Source organism: Bacillus sp. ISL-35, assembly GCF_018613355.1.
In the GTDB taxonomy this organism is placed as follows: Bacteria; Bacillota; Bacilli; order Bacillales; family Cytobacillaceae; genus Mesobacillus.
The window spans coordinates 1-16965 of the sequence record NZ_JAGGQK010000016.1 but is presented as its reverse complement, the minus strand read 5'-3'; the positions used below and the strand labels follow the sequence as shown (position 1 = coordinate 16965).

Sequence of the window (16965 nt, the reverse complement as noted above, 5' to 3'; positions counted from 1 at the left end):
GATCCCCCCGCCCGCACATACAGTTAGAAATATTATACAGCAGGCTTTTTTAAGGCGTCAACAGGTCATTGCTCTCCTCTGCGCCATTTTTCAAAAATTTCTGCCACTTCTTTTGTAAGCGGAATCTTTGCACTTGGCTTTTTTTCCTGGATCACTTTCACGCTTTTTTCTATTTTTTTACTGATTAAATTTGTTTCGTTAAGCAGCTCTCTCGCTGATTTCCTCAAGGCTCCCTGTCCAAAAATTGCCCATTGCTCGGTATAGTCAGAGGTAGCTACATGGATTTGCGTTTGGCGGTTGTTCAGTTCGATTGCCAGCCTTTCAATCCGTTCATCCGCCGTTTCATTTTCTTTTGTAAAAATTACATCCACCTTATAATTTTTATATTTCTTTTGTGTGCCTGATACAAAATGAGCGTCGAAAACGATAATGACGCGATAGCCGGTATATGCCTGGTATTCAGCCATGATTTCCACCAGCCTGTCCCTGGCCGCTGAAAGTTCTTTCTTCTTGAGGCTGACCAGCTCCGGCCATGCGCCGATAATGTTGTAGCCGTCAACAAGCAGGATATCCATTCCTATTCCCCTAGCGGTTGACGTTTGCGGTAAACTTCATACATCAAAAGCGCCGCGGCCACTGATGCATTCAAGGAAGTCACATGTCCAGCCATCGGCAGGCTCAATAGGAAATCACATTTATCACGAATCAGCCTTCCCATTCCTTTTCCTTCGCTGCCAATTACCAGGCCAAGAGGCAATGTGCCATCCATTTGGCGATAATCCTGTTTTGCGGATGCATCGGTTCCGGCAATCCAGACACCGCGTTCCTTCAGTTCATCGATTGTCTGCGCCATATTTGTGACCCTTACAACCGGGATATATTCAATTGCACCGGTAGATAGTTTTGCTACTGTAGCCGTCAATCCTACAGCTCTCCGCTTAGGAATGATAATTCCATGCGCTCCTGAGGCATCAGCTGTCCTCATGATTGATCCAAGATTGTGGGGATCCTCAATTTCATCAAGGAGCAAAAAGAAAGGAGCTTCATTTTTCTTTTCTGCTGCCGCGAACAGATCATCTATCTCCGCATATTCGTAGGCTGCTACCTGGGCGATGACACCCTGATGATTTCCATCGGCAAGCTGGTCGATCTTTTTTTTCGGAACGAATTGAACCATGACATTGGCTTCCCTCGCCATTCCAATGACCTGCTGCATCTGTCCGCTCTGGGAGCCTTCGGCAATCAGGATCTTGTTGATATCACGATCTGATTTCAGCACTTCGATGACCGGATTTTTGCCAATGATGTAATCCTGGTTTTCATTTTGCTCTTGCTGTTGTTCAGGTTTTTGCCTTTGCTTCATGTCACGGCCAGCTGCGGGTTTCTGGACACGCTTTGTATCATGGTCCTGGCTCCTGGCTTGTTTTCTCTTTTGTTTGTCATCATGTTTCTGCGCCAGGTTCCGGGCAGGTTTGCGGTTTTTATCGTCATCCTGCTTCTGCCTGGTGTTCCGGTTCTGTTTTTGTTTTTGTCTCTGGCTCATCTGGAACCCTTCCTCCTATCTATTCTTCAGCGAGTGCAAATACTTTGGCAATCAGTTCTTCTATCCGTTTTTCGTTCCCTGCCAAATGCAAAGAACCGATTAAGGCCTCGAAGGCCGTACTGTAACGATATGTTTGGACATCGGTGTTTTTCGGAACTGAGCCTGACTTCGCATTGCGGCCCCGTTTTACAATGGCCATTTCTTCATCTGACAGCTCATCCATTTCCATCAGTTTATGAAGGTACTTCGCCTGCGATTTTGCTGAAACATAGGCAGTCGCTTCCTTGTGCAGCTGGTTTGGCCGCACCTTTCCGCTGTGCAGCAGGTGATGCCGGACATACAGTTCGTACACCGCATCACCCATATAAGCAAGCGCAAGGCTGTTCAATTGTTTTTCATCCACTCGTTTTTCGTAATGCAGCATCATTTAGCCTCTTTTCCATCTGATGCCCTGAGGAGTGTCCTCGATGATGATGTTCATTTCCTTCAGCTGGTCACGGATTTCATCTGCCAGCTGGAAGTTCCTTTCCTTCCGTGCCTGTGTCCTTTTTTCGATCAGCGCCTCGATTTCTTCATCCAACAGCTCTTCATCCTTCAGTGACAGACCGAGCACGCTGAACAAAGCTTCAAATTCACTCATGAAAGACTGAATCACTTCTGCAGAAGTATTCTTCTCCATCAAGTACAGATTGGAGAGCTTCGACAGGTCGAACAATACGGATACTCCATTCGCTGTATTGAAGTCATCATCCATTTCCTTGATGAACTGACTGCGGAGCGCAGCGATTTTATCGAGCCATTCCTGATTGTTATCGGTCAATTCAGCACTTGCATCCATACGGTGTTTCAGATTCTGGTAGGAAGTCTTCAGACGTTCGAAGGCGGCCTTCGTATTTTCAAGCAGTTCCTCGCTGTAGTTGATTGGATTGCGGTAATGCACGGACAGCATGAAGAACCTTAACACTTGCGGATCATGCTGTTTGATGATGTCATGCACGGTGACAAAATTGCCAAGTGATTTGGACATCTTCTCATTATCGATATTGATATAACCATTATGCATCCAGTAGCGGGCAAACGTCTTTCCTGTCAACGCCTCTGACTGAGCGATTTCATTTTCATGGTGAGGGAATGCAAGGTCCTGGCCTCCTGCATGGATATCGATGGTATCTCCCAGATATTCACGTGCCATTGCCGAGCACTCGATATGCCAGCCCGGGCGGCCTTTGCCCCAAGGACTGTCCCAGGAAATCTCGCCTTCCTTTGCTGTTTTCCAAAGAACGAAATCAAGGGCGTCTTTCTTCTTCTCACCGATCTGGATTCTTGCTCCAACCTTCAGCTCTTCGATCGATTGGTGTGAAAGCTTCCCGTATCCTTCGAATTCCCTCGTGCGGTAATAGACATCCCCGCCAGATTCATAGGCAAAGCCTTTTTCAATCAGCACGCTGATAAACTCAATGATTAAATCCATTGTCTCGGTCACCCTTGGATGAGCATCAGCAGTTTTGCAGCCAAGTGCGTGGACATCCTCGAAATAGGCATTGATGAAGCGCTGAGCAACGGTCGGGACATCTTCACCGAGTTCGTTCGCGGCTTTGATGAGTTTATCATCGACATCTGTGAAATTAGAGATATATCTGACATCATACCCGCGGAATTCAAGGTAGCGGCGCACCGTGTCAAAAACAATAGCAGGACGGGCATTTCCGATGTGGATATAGTTATAGACAGTAGGTCCGCAGACATACATCTTCACTTTTCCCTCTTCCAGTGGGATAAACTCTTCTTTATTGCGGGTAAGTGTATTATAAATTTTGATTCCCATTTTCCATGCCCCTTCCTTGTTTCACAACTTCAATCTCTTCTTGTAATTTCACTAGTTCAAGTTCTTTTCTTAGTTTAACCAGTTCCTTTTCGATTTCCTGGCATCGGTCTGAAACAGGGTCCGGCAAATCACGATGATTGAAGTCCTTTTTAACCCTGACGCCATCCTGGATGACGATTTTTCCCGGGATGCCGACCACAGTGGAGTTCGGCGGGACATCCTTCAGGACAACCGACCCAGCCCCGACTTTAGAATTCTCCCCAATCGTGATCGAACCTAAAACCTTCGCGCCAGTCGCAATCAGCGCATTGTCCATCACCGTTGGGTGGCGCTTGCCTTTTTCCTTGCCGGTCCCTCCGAGGGTAACCCCCTGGAACACCGTCACATTATCACCGATCTCACAGGTTTCGCCGATGACGACGCCCATCCCGTGATCGATAAAGAACCTTCTGCCAATCTTAGCACCCGGATGGATTTCAACCCCCGTGAAAAAGCGGCTGATCTGCGAGATGGCTCTGGCGATAAAATAAAACTTGCGCTTATAGAAAGCATGCGCCAAACGATGAGACCAGATCGCATGCAACCCAGCATAAGTCAAAATCACTTCCAGCGCGCTTCTCGCAGAAGGATCTTGTTCAAACACAACTTCTATATCTTCCTTCATCATTTTAAACATGGTGAAACCCTCCTTCTTTTAAAAATTGATTGGAATTCTGCTCAGTAGTGAGCACCTTTAGAGCCGAGATTCGGCTATAGACTGATTGCTTTGGATGTATGTGACCGAAATCTTGCTCCTTCGGCTTTTTCGGGCACATGTTCCTCGTTTTTGTGACCGGTAAATTGTGATTCCAGCCTTTTCGGGCACATATCCGTGTTTTATGTGCCTCGTTTTCATCTCTTGACCGAGACCGGGCACATATCCGTGTTTATCTGACTGGAAAGTGGCCACTCAGACTTTTCAGGCTACATAAGCCCGAATTTTTTTTAACGGAGTACACCATATAAAAAAGCGCCCCTGTCGTAAACGACAGAGACGCTTGGTATGCGCGGTTCCACTCTGTTTAGGCCGCCTTTAAATCATGGCAATGGCCTCAACTTTCACCTGTTAACGGGAGGTCCCGCCCAATACTACTAAGGTATGTTTGCCTTTTCGCACAGGGACTCTGAGGCGCATTTCAAAAAATGAGAGGCCTGAACCACTTTCAGCCGGTGATGGTTCTCTCTAATAAGCGTCATTCTTCTACTTTTCCTCTTCAACACTTTGGTTTTATAGAATTACTCTTACTATATTACATTTTTGAATTTCTGTTAACTAAAACAGCTTAAAAAAGTTATTAGCCTAAAAGTTTCTGGACTCTTTCCTTGACCTTGTCTTTGCCGATCAATTCCATCGCAAGCATCAGGTCTGGTCCATGGGTCTGGCCTGTCGCAGCCGCGCGGATTGGCATGAACAGCTTCTGGCCTTTATGGCCGGTGCCTTTTTGGACTGCCTTTACCGCGGCCTTAATTCCATCTGCCTTGAATTCTTCAAGCTGGTCGATTTCGACAAGGAATGCTTTCAGCACTTCAGGAACCTGTTCGCCTGCAAGAACTTCTGTTGCTTCTTCATCATAGTTTACCTCATCGCGGAAAAATAAATCCGACATCTCGACGATTTCCGCTCCGAAGCTCATTTTATCATGATACAGGGAGATGAGGTTGCGTACCCATGCTTCCTCTTCTGCATTACGGTTCTCGCTGACCTTTCCAGCTTTGACGAGATGCGGCAGTGCAAGCTCGACAACCGTGTCAAGGTCTGCCTTTTTCATATATTGATTGTTCATCCAGGCAAGCTTCTGCTGGTCAAAGAGCGCCGGAGATTTTGAAAGTCTGGCAGGGTCGAAAATCTCGATGAACTCATCCTTTGAATAAATCTCTTCCTCGCCTGATGGAGACCATCCAAGCAGGGTAATGAAGTTGAACAGTGCCTCAGGCAGATACCCTAGCTCCTCGTACTGCTCAATGAACTGGATGATGGACTCGTCACGCTTGCTCAGCTTCTTGCGGCTTTCGTTGACAATCAGCGTCATATGGCCAAACACAGGCGGCTCCCAGCCAAGCGCTTCATAAATCACAAGCTGCTTCGGTGTATTGGAGATATGGTCATCCCCGCGAAGAACATGGGAAATCTTCATTAAATGATCATCCATGACAACCGCATAGTTGTAAGTAGGCGTTCCATCCTTCTTGACGATAACAAAGTCACCCATTCCGTCTGATTCAAAGCTCACGTCGCCTTTTACCATATCATCGAACTTCAGGATCTTGCCTGCAGGGACCTTGAAGCGAAGGCTCGGCTGGCGTCCTTCCTGTTCAAACTGCTCGCGCTGTTCTGGCGTCAGGTTGCGGCAGCGCCCTGAATAATGTGGAGTCTCGTTTCGTGCAGCCTGCTCCTCGCGCTCAGCCTCAAGCTCTTCCTCGGTGCAATAGCACTTGTAGGCATGACCTTTATCAAGAAGCTCCTGATTGTATTGCTCATATATGTGATTACGCTCTGACTGGCGGTATGGTCCATATTCGCCGCCGACATCGACGCTCTCGTCCCAGTCGATTCCAAGCCACTGAAGGTACTTCAATTGGCTCTGCTCTCCGCCTTCGATATTGCGTTTTTTATCTGTATCTTCAATACGGATGATGAACTTTCCGCCTCTGTTGCGTGCGAATAGATAATTGAATAATGCTGTACGGGCATTCCCGATATGTAAATGTCCAGTCGGACTCGGAGCGTAACGCACCCGGATATCTGATGACATAGTGAATCCTCCTCTAATATAGCTGTTCATTATTGTATCATTATCGATATATAAAGCGGAAGTAGCTCCTGATTTATTTCTCTGTCTGCTTGAGCAGCACGGTTGCCTGGGAAGCAATACCTTCTCCCCGTCCCGGGAACCCAAGCTTTTCTGTTGTCGTCGCTTTGACGTTCACCTGGTCTGGGGTTCCTTCCAGCAGCCCTGCAATCCTTTCACGCATCGCTTCAATATGCGGTGCCATCTTTGGCTGCTGGGCGATGATCGTGCAGTCGATGTTGACGAGCTCATAACCCTTTCCCTTCACAATCTTCCAGACATGCTCAAGCAATTTTGCCGAATCGGCGTCCTTGAATTCAGGGTCGGTATCTGGGAAATGCCGGCCGATATCCCCTTCGCCGATTGCTCCCAGGCATGCATCTGCTACCGTATGTAAAAGCACATCAGCATCGGAGTGGCCAAGCAGCCCTTTTTCATATGGGATCGTGATTCCGCCAATGATCAGCGGGCGTCCTTCCGTCAGTTGATGCACATCAAAACCTTGTCCAATTCGAAACATAGTGAATGACTCCTTTAAAAGTGCTGTTTTTTCCGTTCTATTTTCAAACACCGGATTCATTCCGCTTGCGCAGAATGGCCTCGGCAAAATATATATCTTCTGGTGTTGTCAGCTTTATATTATCATAGTCTCCTTCTATGATGCTCACAGGATGAGGGATGCGTTCAACCAGGCTTGATTCATCTGTCCCGATGAATTGGTCCCTCGCTGCCTTGTTATGCGCTTCGAGCAAAACAGAGACGCGAAACGCCTGCGGAGTCTGGACGGACCATAGACTGGAGCGTTCAACGGTTTCAGCAACCTGGTTGTTGACCGCTTTCTTGATGGTATCTTTTACAGGAACAGCTACGATTGCTCCGCCATCCTTGCTTGCCGCATCCACGAGCTTGTGGATCGTCTCGATTTTAATGAATGGGCGGGCCGCATCATGCACAAGCACGACCCCATCCAGGGAACTTACTGCCATCAGCCCATTGTAGACACTGTCCTGCCTTTCCTTTCCACCAGTGACAAGTGAAGATACCTTATGTATACCATACTCATTCAATAAAGACTTAAACTCTTGCTCATCATCGGGATGGATCGCAAGAATGATGCCAGAGCACTCTGGATCGGCTTCGAACACCTTTAGCGTATGGATGAGAATCGGGCTTGCTTCCAGCGTAAGCAGCAGCTTATTTTTCCCTGCCCCCATCCTCTTCCCCTGACCTGCAGCAGGAATAATGACCTGATAAGGCATATAAAAAAACTCCTATCTTTTTTTCTGCTCATTCGTAACATACGAAGGGGCAGCCGAAGCCCTGCTTCATGCCTTCAAGGAACCGGTGAAGGAAGCGGGGATCAACTGCCCATAAAGGCTTTTTCGTCATGTGAAAATCAACTGATTACGCTTTTTTCCACGAGTTTTGGTTTCGCGAAAATCATTCTTCCTGCAGATGTCTGCAGGACGCTTGTTACGAGTACATCAATGCGCTTTCCGATGTAATCGCGGCCTTCTTCGACAACGATCATGGTACCATCATCAAGATAGGCGATGCCCTGGTTATGCTCTTTTCCATCCTTGATGACCTGGATATTCAGCTCTTCTCCAGGCAGGACGACTGGTTTGACCGCATTGGCAAGATCGTTGATATTCAATACGGCAACCTTCTGCAGTTCACAGACTTTGTTCAAATTGAAATCATTCGTGACGACAACGCCATTGGTCAGCTTGGCCAGCTTCACTAGCTTGCTGTCGACTTCCTGAATGTCATCAAAATCGCCTTCATAAATTTCAACCTTGATCTTAAGCTCCTTTTGAATACGATTAAGGATGTCCAATCCGCGTCGGCCGCGATTGCGCTTCAACACATCCGATGAATCAGCGATATGCTGCAGTTCTTCGAGGACAAACTGCGGGATGACAATCGTTCCTTCAAGGAATCCAGTCTGGCAGATGTCGGCAACCCTTCCATCAATAATCACGCTGGTGTCGAGAATTTTCCATTCTCTTGGACGTTCTTCTTTTTCCGTCTCTTCTTCAGCACCCTTTTTCTTTGACCTTGAAAATAAACCAAGCAGCTCATCACGTTTTTTGAAGCCAACCTGGAATCCCAGATAACCAAATAAAAGTGTCAAAAGTGTCGGGGCAACAGTATTCACGACCGGCACCTGGATGGCATTCAATGCAAAACCAACCAAAAACGCCACGAGCAAACCAAAGAAAAGTCCGACACTGCCGAAAAGGACATCCGTGATAGGTGCCTTGATCAGCGATTCTTCAGCCCACTTCACAAAATTGGTCACAGGATCGACGGCCCAAAAAGTAAGAAGATAAAAAATAAGTGCGCCCAAAACAGCTGTTACATAAGGATTATTGATGAGCGTCATATCTTCTGCGTTCATCAATGATAATAAATCAGGAATTAAGAATATACCAAGCGTTCCCCCAATGATCAGGAAGCAGGCTTGAATGATACGTCTTAACATCCTTTCACCTCCTTTTACTCATTATAAACAACTTCTAAAATTTGAAACCCTGCATATTGAAAACATTTTCGTTTTCAATCTATTTAATATACCCAAAGATTTATACGTTTCAACCTATCAAAAAGTTACGTTATTTGGCCGACAATTTTAAAAGAAGCAGCTGTTAAAATTTTCCTTTAAGCATAGTAGTTAGCCAATATCCCTATAGGAGTAATCTCTTCTTTAAATTAGCACCGGCAAATGCGAGTGTCAATTAATAGCAAACCGCCGGTGTCCTGGATTACATTTGGCGGTCTGCCATCAGCTGATCCCTGATTAGTTTAAAGCCTTCTTTGATTTTCCGCGCCCTTACTTCTCCGATTCCCTCGACATCGTCCAGTTCCTCGACAGATGCGGAAATCATATTGGTGAATTTCCCAAATCGGGTGACCAGATTTTCAATGATAATCATCGGCAGCCGCGGAATCTTATTGAGCATCCGATATCCTCTTGGACAGATGAATTCGTCCATGTGCACATATCCTTGGTGTCCGAGCAGTTTCAGGATGGTAGAATCCTCTATGACTCCCGACTTCGACAAATCCTGAAACCTCGCCATCACATCATCTGCCTTTACCTCGTTTTCAGCAGAATAATCCTTTATCACCAGCAGCGCCTCTCGTTCCATCTCTGATAACAACTCCTGCATTTGCAGGCGGATCAGCCGCCCTTCCATACCAAGCTCGCTCAGGTAGGTAAACAGCTCTGTCTTGATCCTTAGCACCATTTCGAAACGGTGGATGACCTGCAGCAAATCATTATAGGTAACAAGATCCTCAAATTCGAGGATTCCCAGATTGGTAATGCTCTGCTCGAGAACCACTTTGTATTTTTCGAGTGTCTGGATTGCCTGATTAGCCTTTGTTAAAATGACGCCAATATCCTTCAGGGCATAGCGCAGGTTTCCCTGGTAAAGGGTGATGACATTCCTCCGCTGGGAAATCGCAATGACCAGAGCCTTCGTCTGGCGCGCCACGCGTTCCGCTGTCCTGTGCCGCATCCCGGTTTCAGTTGACGGAACACCTGTATCGGGGGCAAGCTGGGCGTTGGCGAACAATATTTTGCTGCCTGTCTCGTTAAGAATGATCGCACCATCCATTTTCGCCAGTTCATAGAGAAAGCTCGGACTGAACCTGCAGTTAATCTCAAACCCGCCGTCTACAAGGTTTTTCACCTTCTCATTGTAGCCAAAAACTATCAGCCCGCCGGTATTGGCACGGAGAACATTATCGATTCCGTCCCTGAGCGGCGTACCGGGAGCGATAAACCGGAGGATTTCACCCAACGCTTTTTCTTCAAGCTGCTTTTGTTCCAATCCATCAACCCCCTAAGGTGACTTTAAGTGCATGGCTGACAGATGATACACCAATCAACTCCACTCCCTGTGGAGGAGTCCATCCGCCAAGATTATTTTCCGGTAAAATAATTCTTTCGAAGCCCAGCTTCGCTGCTTCCTGGACACGCTGCTCGATCCTTGATACCCTTCGGACTTCCCCTGTGAGGCCAACCTCACCGATGATGCAATCAGAAGCACGGGTTGGCTTATCCCTGAAACTCGATGCGATGCTCACCGCTACCGCAAGGTCGATTGCCGGTTCATCCAGCTTCACCCCGCCAGCCACCTTCAAATACGCATCCTGGTTGGCCAGAAGCAAGCCAACGCGCTTTTCCAGCACCGCCATCAACAGCGACACCCGATTATGGTCAATCCCGGTAGCCATCCGCCGAGGATTCCCAAAACTCGTCGGCGAAATCAGCGCCTGGATTTCAACCAGGACCGGCCGAGTTCCTTCCATCGAAGCGACAACCGTCGAACCGGAAGCGCCCTGCGATCTTTCTTCCAAAAAGATCTCCGATGGGTTCGCTACTTCCTCAAGCCCCGCTTCCTTCATCTCAAAAATGCCCATTTCATTCGTCGAGCCAAAACGGTTTTTCACCGCCCTGAGAATCCTGTATGTATGGTGCCTTTCTCCCTCAAAATAAAGAACGGTATCCACCATATGCTCAAGCAGCCTTGGACCGGCAATCGAACCTTCCTTCGTCACATGTCCGACGATGAAGATGGCGATGCCTTTTGTCTTCCCGATGCGCATCAGTTCCGCCGTACATTCCCTAACCTGCGACACACTCCCCGGTGCAGAGGTAACTTCCGGATGAAAAATCGTCTGAATGGAATCGACAATAACAAAATCCGGATTGCTGTTTTCGATTGTCAGGCTGATTTCATGCAGATTCGTTTCCGAATAGACAAATAGATTGTCAGATGTGACACCAAGCCGGTCAGCACGCAGCTTCGTTTGCCTCATTGATTCCTCACCTGAAATATAGAGGACAGAATGAGCCTTTTTCGCCAGTTGATAGGATACCTGGAGCAGGAGCGTCGATTTCCCGATACCCGGGTCTCCGCCAATCAAGACAAGCGACCCCCTGACAACGCCTCCGCCAAGCACGCGGTTCAATTCATTGAGGTCCGTCTTAACCCTCGGTTCACTGACTGTTTCAATTGTAGTGATTGGAGTCGCCTTCGCGGCTACAGTAGTATTCCCCGTGTTGGCAAAAGCTCCCCTTCTTGTCGAGCCAGTGCTTTCCACTTCCTCGACCATCTTATTCCATTGTCCGCAGCCCGGACATTTGCCCATCCATTTTGGAGATTCATAGCCGCATTCCTGGCACATGAATTTCGTTTTTCTTTTAGCCATTTTCTTAGCCTCTCAGTGTAAAAGTAGTTACCTCTATAATAATGCTTATCAAGCAATAAAAGAAATGATAGCGGTTGGAGGATACATGTAATTTTTTCATGGTCATTTCAGAAAGACCAGTTCATATTTCCTGTTGTTCTTATTCCACTTTTTTCTGCTTATCTAAAAACAAATTGAAAAAAGGGGTACACGCATTTAAGTACGTATACCCCTTGAGTTTCACATGTTACGCGATATTAGGACTTTGCGGATCCTTCCGGAGTCTTGACGACGAATTTGCCTTCTTCGACATCAATGACAACATTTTGCCCTGTGAGGACTGTTCCTTTCAGCAACTCTTCCGACAGCTGGTCTTCGATATGCTTCTGGATTGCCCTGCGTAATGGACGGGCGCCGTATTCCGGATCATAGCCTTCTTCAGAAATCTTATCTTTTGCAGCATCAGTGAGCTCAAGCGTGATTTCCTGTTCTCTCAAACGCTTCACAAGCTGATCGGACATCAGTGTAACGATTTCTTTCAGATGCGGTTTTTCAAGAGCATGGAACACGATAATTTCATCGATACGGTTCAGGAATTCAGGACGGAAGGCTTTTTTAAGTTCCTCCATCACTTTGCCCTTCATATCTTTGTAATCCTGCTCCCCATCCTGGATATTGAAGCCGACGTATTTATTGCGCTTCAACGCTTCGGCACCGACATTGGATGTCAGGATCATGATCGTGTTGCGGAAATCGACTGTGCGGCCTTTAGAGTCTGTTAAGCGGCCATCCTCAAGGACCTGCAGCAAAATATTGAACACATCTGGATGTGCTTTTTCGATCTCATCAAGCAGGATGACGGAATATGGCTTCCTGCGGACCTTTTCAGTCAGCTGGCCGCCTTCATCATAGCCTACATAGCCTGGAGGTGAGCCGACCAGACGTGATGTCGAATGCTTTTCCATATACTCGGACATATCGACGCGGATCATCGCATCCTCATCGCCAAACATGGACTCGGCAAGCGCCCTTGCCAATTCCGTTTTACCCACACCTGTCGGCCCAAGGAAGATGAATGAACCAATCGGGCGTTTAGGATCTTTCAAGCCTGCGCGTGCACGTCTGACAGCTTTTGAAACAGCCTTGACCGCTTCATCCTGTCCAATTACACGTGAGTGAAGGATTTCTTCCAGATTCAACAGCTTATCTGTTTCAGTTTGTGCCAGCTTAGAAACAGGGATATTCGTCCAGCTGGAGACAACATTCGCGATGTCTTCCACGGTAACTTCGCTGTTTTCCTTGCCTTGCTTTTCTTTCCAGGTCTTCTTCGTATTCTCAAGCTGCTCTCGCAGGCGTTGTTCTGTGTCTCGTAAGGAAGCTGCTTTTTCAAACTCCTGGCTTTGGACGGAAGCATCTTTTTCCTTCCGCACTTCCTCGAGCTTCACTTCAAGCTCCTTAAGGTTTGGCGGTGTTGTATACGAGCGCAGGCGGACCTTTGAACCCGCTTCATCAATCAAGTCAATTGCTTTATCCGGAAGGAAACGATCTGAAATATAACGGTCAGACAGTTTTACTGCTGCTTCGATTGCCTCGTCTGTGATCGATACTCTGTGGTGCGCCTCATAGCGGTCACGCAGTCCTTTTAAAATCTGGACAGATTCCTCTGCAGTTGGCTCATCCACTGTGATTGGCTGGAAGCGTCGTTCCAGTGCAGCATCTTTTTCGATATATTTACGGTATTCATCCAATGTCGTCGCCCCGATACATTGGAGCTCACCGCGGGCAAGTGATGGCTTCAGGATATTGGAGGCATCGATCGCACCCTCAGCTCCGCCGGCACCAATCAGCGTATGAAGCTCATCGATGAAAAGAATGATATTCCCGGCCTGTCGGATTTCATCCATGACCTTTTTCAGGCGGTCCTCAAATTCACCGCGGTATTTTGTACCTGCAACAACAGTACCCATATCAAGTGTCATGACGCGCTTATCTCGGAGGATTTCAGGTACCTCGTTATTGACGATTTGCTGTGCCAGCCCTTCAGCAATCGCTGTTTTACCGACACCCGGCTCCCCGATTAGTACAGGGTTATTCTTTGTCCGGCGGCTCAGCACTTCAATCACACGCTGGATTTCCTTGCTTCGGCCGATGACCGGGTCAAGACTGCCTTCTCTTGCTATGGCTGTCAAATCCCTCGCCAGGCTATCAAGTGTTGGGGTATTGGCATTTGCCGCCCCGCCACCCTGATGTCCGGAAGTTTCATTGCTGCCAAGCAGCTGAAGGACCTGTTGGCGCGCTTTATTGAGGCTGACACCAAGATTGTTCAGCACCCTGGCTGCAACGCCCTCTCCCTCACGAATCAAGCCAAGAAGGATATGCTCTGTGCCTACATAGGAATGACCAAGCTTTCTCGCTTCATCCATGGAAAGTTCAATCACCTTCTTGGCTCTAGGAGTATAGTGGATTGTTTGCGATGTTTCCTGGCCGCGGCCGATCAAGTTTTCCACTTCCTTCTGGATCTTCTCTGCACCAAGGCCGAGACCATAAAGCGCTTTTGCTGCTATGCCCTCACCTTCACGTACCAGGCCAAGTAAGATGTGCTCTGTACCGATATTGTTATGTCCAAGGCGGATTGCCTCTTCCTGTGCGAGTGCCAATACTTTTTGTGCTCTCTCTGTAAATCGTCCAAACATCATAAGATCATCCTCCTGACTCGTCTTTTGTTTCCATTTTTAATCGTTCTCTTATTAAAGCAGCTCTGCGGATATCCCGCTCATTCGGTCTTAGCGGCCCTCCCGCATATTGCTGCAAAAAACCCGGCTGAGTCAAAATCATCAATTCATTCAAAATCGATTTCGATATATTCTTTATATAACCCATATCTATACCAAGCCTTAAATCAGACAGGCATCGCGCAGCTTCCTTTGTCTCGATAATTCTGCTGTTGGCAAGCGTTCCGTAAGAGCGAAACACTCTGTCTTCTAATTGTATGTTCGAAGTTTTCGCTAATGCTTCCCGTGCCGACCTTTCCTGAGATATTATCTGGCTGACGACACTTTTCAAATCATCCACAATATCATCTTCCGATTTTCCAAGCGTAATCTGATTCGATATTTGAAAGATATTGCCTAGCGCTTCACTGCCCTCACCGTAAATACCTCTTACCACCAAACCCAGCTGGTTAATCGCCGGGACAATCCGGTTCATTTGCTGAGTCAAAACGAGTCCTGGCAGATGCATCATCACAGATGCCCTCAGGCCAGTTCCTGCATTGGTCGGACAGCTGGTCAGATAACCAAATTTTTCATCAAAAGCATAATTCACATACTCTTCAAGCCAATCATCGATTTCATTGGCAGCCTTTAAAGCTTCAGTTAACTGGAAGCCCGGGAATAAACATTGAATCCTGATATGGTCCTCTTCATTGATCATGATGCTGACCTCTTCATTTCCCGATAATAGGACCGCACCATGAACCGCGTTTTCCGCTAAATGCGGGCTGATTAAATGCTTCTCGACCAAAACCCTTTTTTTCAAGGGCGGAATTTCATCCATTTTGATCAATTCCAGCTGTCCAAAGCCAGCTGCAGAAGTTTGGCTGGCACGTTCCATGATTGTGCCGATGACCGCCTCTGCCTCTCCATTGGTGAACAATGTGGGAAAATTATATTCATCAAGGTTCCGTGCAAAGCGGATGCGAGAGCTTAGGACAATATCTGAATCAGGACCATCATCACTCATCCAGGAGCTGACAGCCTGATTGATGAACTTCTCCAATGACAAGGCTACTCCCCTCCCTCTTGACCTGCTGACAATTTCCTTTCAAGTTCCCTGATCTGGTCCCTCGTCCCGGCAGCTTGCTCAAATTCTTCCTCCGAAATTTGGTGCTTCAGGGTTTGCTTAAGATGATCGATTGTCTTCCTTAAATGAAGGTCACCGCCGATTCTTTTTGGTATCTTTCCATTGTGCATGGAATTTCCGCTATGGAGCCTTCTGACAATGGGGGTCAATTGCTCCCGAAAAGCATCATAGCATGTCGCACAGCCAAACCGGCCTACTTTTACAAACTGCGGAAATGTCATCGAGCACTGTGGACACTGGGCAACTTGCTCAGTCTCAAAGGTTTCCTTTTTTTGTTCAGAAAAAGCAGGCTCCATATTCAATAAACCGGCCAGCAAGCTATTGATCGAAAAAGCCGGGCCATTGTTCATCATGAACAAATCACCTTTTTCCTGTGCACACTTTTCGCACAAGTGAAGTTCCGACTTTTCTCCATTTGAGTAATTCGTGAAGTGCAGCGTTGCCGGCCTTTGATTGCACTGTTGGCAAATCAATGCCCTCACCTCTTTGTCTGCTTTGGTATTATTTATACTTTAATGCCATCAGCATCGCCTTCAACATTCTCGCCCGCAGCTCATCCCGCTGCGGCAGCTCGATATACAGGACAGACCTGTCGAGTACACTCAGCATGATTTTTGCCTCACGGTCTGTGACGACATCTTCCTCGACAAGCCGGTAGATGACATCATCAGCACTGCTTTGCGAAATTCTCGTTCGAATCAAAGACAGTAAATCATCAATCAAGTGCGCATGATCATAAGCCTGGACTTTGATGATCCGGATGTAGCCGCCGCCACCCCGTTTGCTCTCAACAAGATAGCCTCGTTCAATCGTGAATCTTGTATTGATGACATAATTGATCTGGGACGGCACGCATTGAAATTTATCGGCGATTTCACTTCGCTTGATTTCCAAGATGTCCTTATCGCTCATTTCCAAAACCTGCTTAAGGTAATTCTCAATGATGTCCGATATATTCCTCACTAAACCTCCCCCAATCTGACTTTGACTATATTTGACATTAATTATACAAAAAATCTTTTTTCGTTGCAATTAATGCATCCGGAATTATTTTCGCCAAAATTATGTATGCCAAAACATGCCAATGAGGGTTGTGTTGGTTATTATACCCATTTTGGAGGGGGTGGAAACTTGAAATGAGAAAAGCAAGTGAGATTTTTCGTTACATTATATGGGCAGGGGGAGGCAAGAGTGACTATATGGGGAGGAAGCAGGATGGCGACCCTTGTATGTGGTCAAAAAGGGAATTTTGGTGTGGAAACTATTACAAGCAAAGCGGTTTTTGTTAAAAATGCTCGTTAAATGTTGAGATTTGTAACGGAAAAGGGTGTTTGAGAGTGGTTCACGAGCATCCATTTTGACGTTTTATTGGCGATTTTTTGATTTTATCGACCACATTTTTGAATATAACAGCGGATTTACAAATATATCGACCAAATCCACAGATATATCGACCACTTTGGCAAAGATATCGACCAACATGATAAAATGGAACAATTTATGCTGCTCATGAGAACGGATAAAAACACAAAAAAAGAACAGCCATTACAGCTGTTCTTTCGTGTGCCCGGCGGCGTCCTACTCTCACAGGGGGAAACCCCCAACTACCATCGGCGCTGAGAAGCTTAACTTCCGTGTTCGGTATGGGAACGGGTGTGACCTTCTCGCCATCGCCACCAGACTATTTGGTTTGAGGTTTTATT

Annotated in this window: 15 protein-coding genes, 1 rRNA gene and 1 other annotated feature; all 16 genes read right to left on the bottom strand. The window is 47.0% G+C overall.

Annotation, left to right across the window (positions count from 1 at the left end; all coding sequences use genetic code 11):
• Positions 1 to 65: 65 nt before the first annotated feature.
• The gene (locus J7E38_RS19235; protein WP_214705920.1) at positions 66 to 575 is read right to left on the bottom strand and encodes an NYN domain-containing protein; all 510 of its coding nucleotides are present in this window, start codon (positions 573 to 575) and stop codon (positions 66 to 68) included.
• A 2-nt stretch (positions 576 to 577) separates the two neighbouring features.
• Positions 578 to 1363, bottom strand: coding sequence for a 23S rRNA (guanosine(2251)-2'-O)-methyltransferase RlmB (gene rlmB / locus J7E38_RS19230; RefSeq protein ID WP_215038847.1), 786 nt, complete (start codon positions 1361 to 1363; stop codon positions 578 to 580).
• 199 nt (positions 1364 to 1562) lie between these two features.
• Complete coding sequence (locus tag J7E38_RS19225) at positions 1563 to 1967, bottom strand: Mini-ribonuclease 3 (RefSeq protein ID WP_214705918.1); 405 nt, start codon at positions 1965 to 1967, stop codon at positions 1563 to 1565.
• A 3-nt stretch (positions 1968 to 1970) separates the two neighbouring features.
• Complete coding sequence (gene cysS, locus J7E38_RS19220) at positions 1971 to 3368, bottom strand: cysteine--tRNA ligase (protein WP_215038842.1); 1398 nt, start codon at positions 3366 to 3368, stop codon at positions 1971 to 1973.
• A complete protein-coding gene (cysE, locus tag J7E38_RS19215) occupies positions 3349 to 4044 on the bottom strand; it encodes a serine O-acetyltransferase (RefSeq protein WP_214705917.1) in 696 nt (231 codons plus the stop codon). Before cysE ends, cysS begins: the two co-directional genes overlap by 20 nt.
• Before the next feature lie 350 nt (positions 4045 to 4394).
• Positions 4395 to 4634 (bottom strand) — a binding site (T-box leader).
• A gap of 68 nt (positions 4635 to 4702) precedes the next feature.
• On the bottom strand, positions 4703 to 6160 hold the full coding sequence (gltX, locus tag J7E38_RS19210) for a glutamate--tRNA ligase (RefSeq protein WP_214705916.1): 1458 nt from the start codon (positions 6158 to 6160) through the stop codon (positions 4703 to 4705).
• 73 nt (positions 6161 to 6233) lie between these two features.
• The gene (ispF, locus tag J7E38_RS19205; protein ID WP_214705915.1) at positions 6234 to 6716 is read right to left on the bottom strand and encodes a 2-C-methyl-D-erythritol 2,4-cyclodiphosphate synthase; all 483 of its coding nucleotides are present in this window, start codon (positions 6714 to 6716) and stop codon (positions 6234 to 6236) included.
• Positions 6717 to 6759: 43 nt separating this feature from the next.
• The gene (gene ispD / locus J7E38_RS19200; RefSeq protein ID WP_214705914.1) at positions 6760 to 7455 is read right to left on the bottom strand and encodes a 2-C-methyl-D-erythritol 4-phosphate cytidylyltransferase; all 696 of its coding nucleotides are present in this window, start codon (positions 7453 to 7455) and stop codon (positions 6760 to 6762) included.
• Between the two features lie 137 nt (positions 7456 to 7592).
• Positions 7593 to 8684, bottom strand: a complete 1092-nt coding sequence (locus J7E38_RS19195) for a PIN/TRAM domain-containing protein (protein WP_214705913.1) — start codon at positions 8682 to 8684, stop codon at positions 7593 to 7595.
• Positions 8685 to 8964: 280 nt separating this feature from the next.
• Positions 8965 to 10038, bottom strand: coding sequence for a DNA integrity scanning diadenylate cyclase DisA (gene disA, locus J7E38_RS19190; RefSeq protein WP_214705912.1), 1074 nt, complete (start codon positions 10036 to 10038; stop codon positions 8965 to 8967).
• A 4-nt stretch (positions 10039 to 10042) separates the two neighbouring features.
• Positions 10043 to 11422 carry a DNA repair protein RadA gene (gene radA, locus J7E38_RS19185; protein WP_214705908.1) on the bottom strand — a complete coding sequence of 460 codons (1380 nt, stop codon included), beginning with the start codon at positions 11420 to 11422 and terminating at the stop codon, positions 10043 to 10045.
• Between the two features lie 236 nt (positions 11423 to 11658).
• Positions 11659 to 14097: an ATP-dependent Clp protease ATP-binding subunit gene (gene clpC / locus J7E38_RS19180; protein WP_214705907.1), complete on the bottom strand. Its 2439-nt coding sequence runs from the start codon at positions 14095 to 14097 to the stop codon at positions 11659 to 11661.
• A gap of 4 nt (positions 14098 to 14101) precedes the next feature.
• Entirely contained in the window at positions 14102 to 15184 is a 1083-nt protein-coding gene (gene mcsB, locus J7E38_RS19175; RefSeq protein WP_214705906.1) for a protein-arginine kinase McsB, read from the bottom strand.
• A gap of 2 nt (positions 15185 to 15186) precedes the next feature.
• Positions 15187 to 15735 (bottom strand): protein-arginine kinase activator protein McsA, encoded by a 549-nt coding sequence (gene mcsA / locus J7E38_RS19170; RefSeq protein WP_214705905.1) that lies wholly within the window; start codon positions 15733 to 15735, stop codon positions 15187 to 15189.
• A 28-nt stretch (positions 15736 to 15763) separates the two neighbouring features.
• Positions 15764 to 16225 (bottom strand): CtsR family transcriptional regulator, encoded by a 462-nt coding sequence (locus J7E38_RS19165; RefSeq protein WP_214705904.1) that lies wholly within the window; start codon positions 16223 to 16225, stop codon positions 15764 to 15766.
• A gap of 602 nt (positions 16226 to 16827) precedes the next feature.
• Positions 16828 to 16943 (bottom strand): 5S ribosomal RNA (gene rrf, locus J7E38_RS19160).
• Positions 16944 to 16965 lie beyond the last annotated feature (22 nt).

Coding starts and splice junctions, on each gene's coding strand:
- J7E38_RS19235 (WP_214705920.1), bottom strand. CDS start 575: ATGGATATCCTGCTTGTTGACGGCTACAACATTATCGGCGCATGGCCG.
- rlmB (WP_215038847.1), bottom strand. CDS start 1,363: ATGAAGCAAAGGCAAAAACCTGAACAACAGCAAGAGCAAAATGAAAAC.
- J7E38_RS19225 (WP_214705918.1), bottom strand. CDS start 1,967: ATGCTGCATTACGAAAAACGAGTGGATGAAAAACAATTGAACAGCCTT.
- cysS (WP_215038842.1), bottom strand. CDS start 3,368: ATGGGAATCAAAATTTATAATACACTTACCCGCAATAAAGAAGAGTTT.
- cysE (WP_214705917.1), bottom strand. CDS start 4,044: ATGTTTAAAATGATGAAGGAAGATATAGAAGTTGTGTTTGAACAAGAT.
- gltX (WP_214705916.1), bottom strand. CDS start 6,160: ATGTCATCAGATATCCGGGTGCGTTACGCTCCGAGTCCGACTGGACAT.
- ispF (WP_214705915.1), bottom strand. CDS start 6,716: ATGTTTCGAATTGGACAAGGTTTTGATGTGCATCAACTGACGGAAGGA.
- ispD (WP_214705914.1), bottom strand. CDS start 7,455: ATGCCTTATCAGGTCATTATTCCTGCTGCAGGTCAGGGGAAGAGGATG.
- J7E38_RS19195 (WP_214705913.1), bottom strand. CDS start 8,684: ATGTTAAGACGTATCATTCAAGCCTGCTTCCTGATCATTGGGGGAACG.
- radA (WP_214705908.1), bottom strand. CDS start 11,422: ATGGCTAAAAGAAAAACGAAATTCATGTGCCAGGAATGCGGCTATGAA.
- clpC (WP_214705907.1), bottom strand. CDS start 14,097: ATGATGTTTGGACGATTTACAGAGAGAGCACAAAAAGTATTGGCACTC.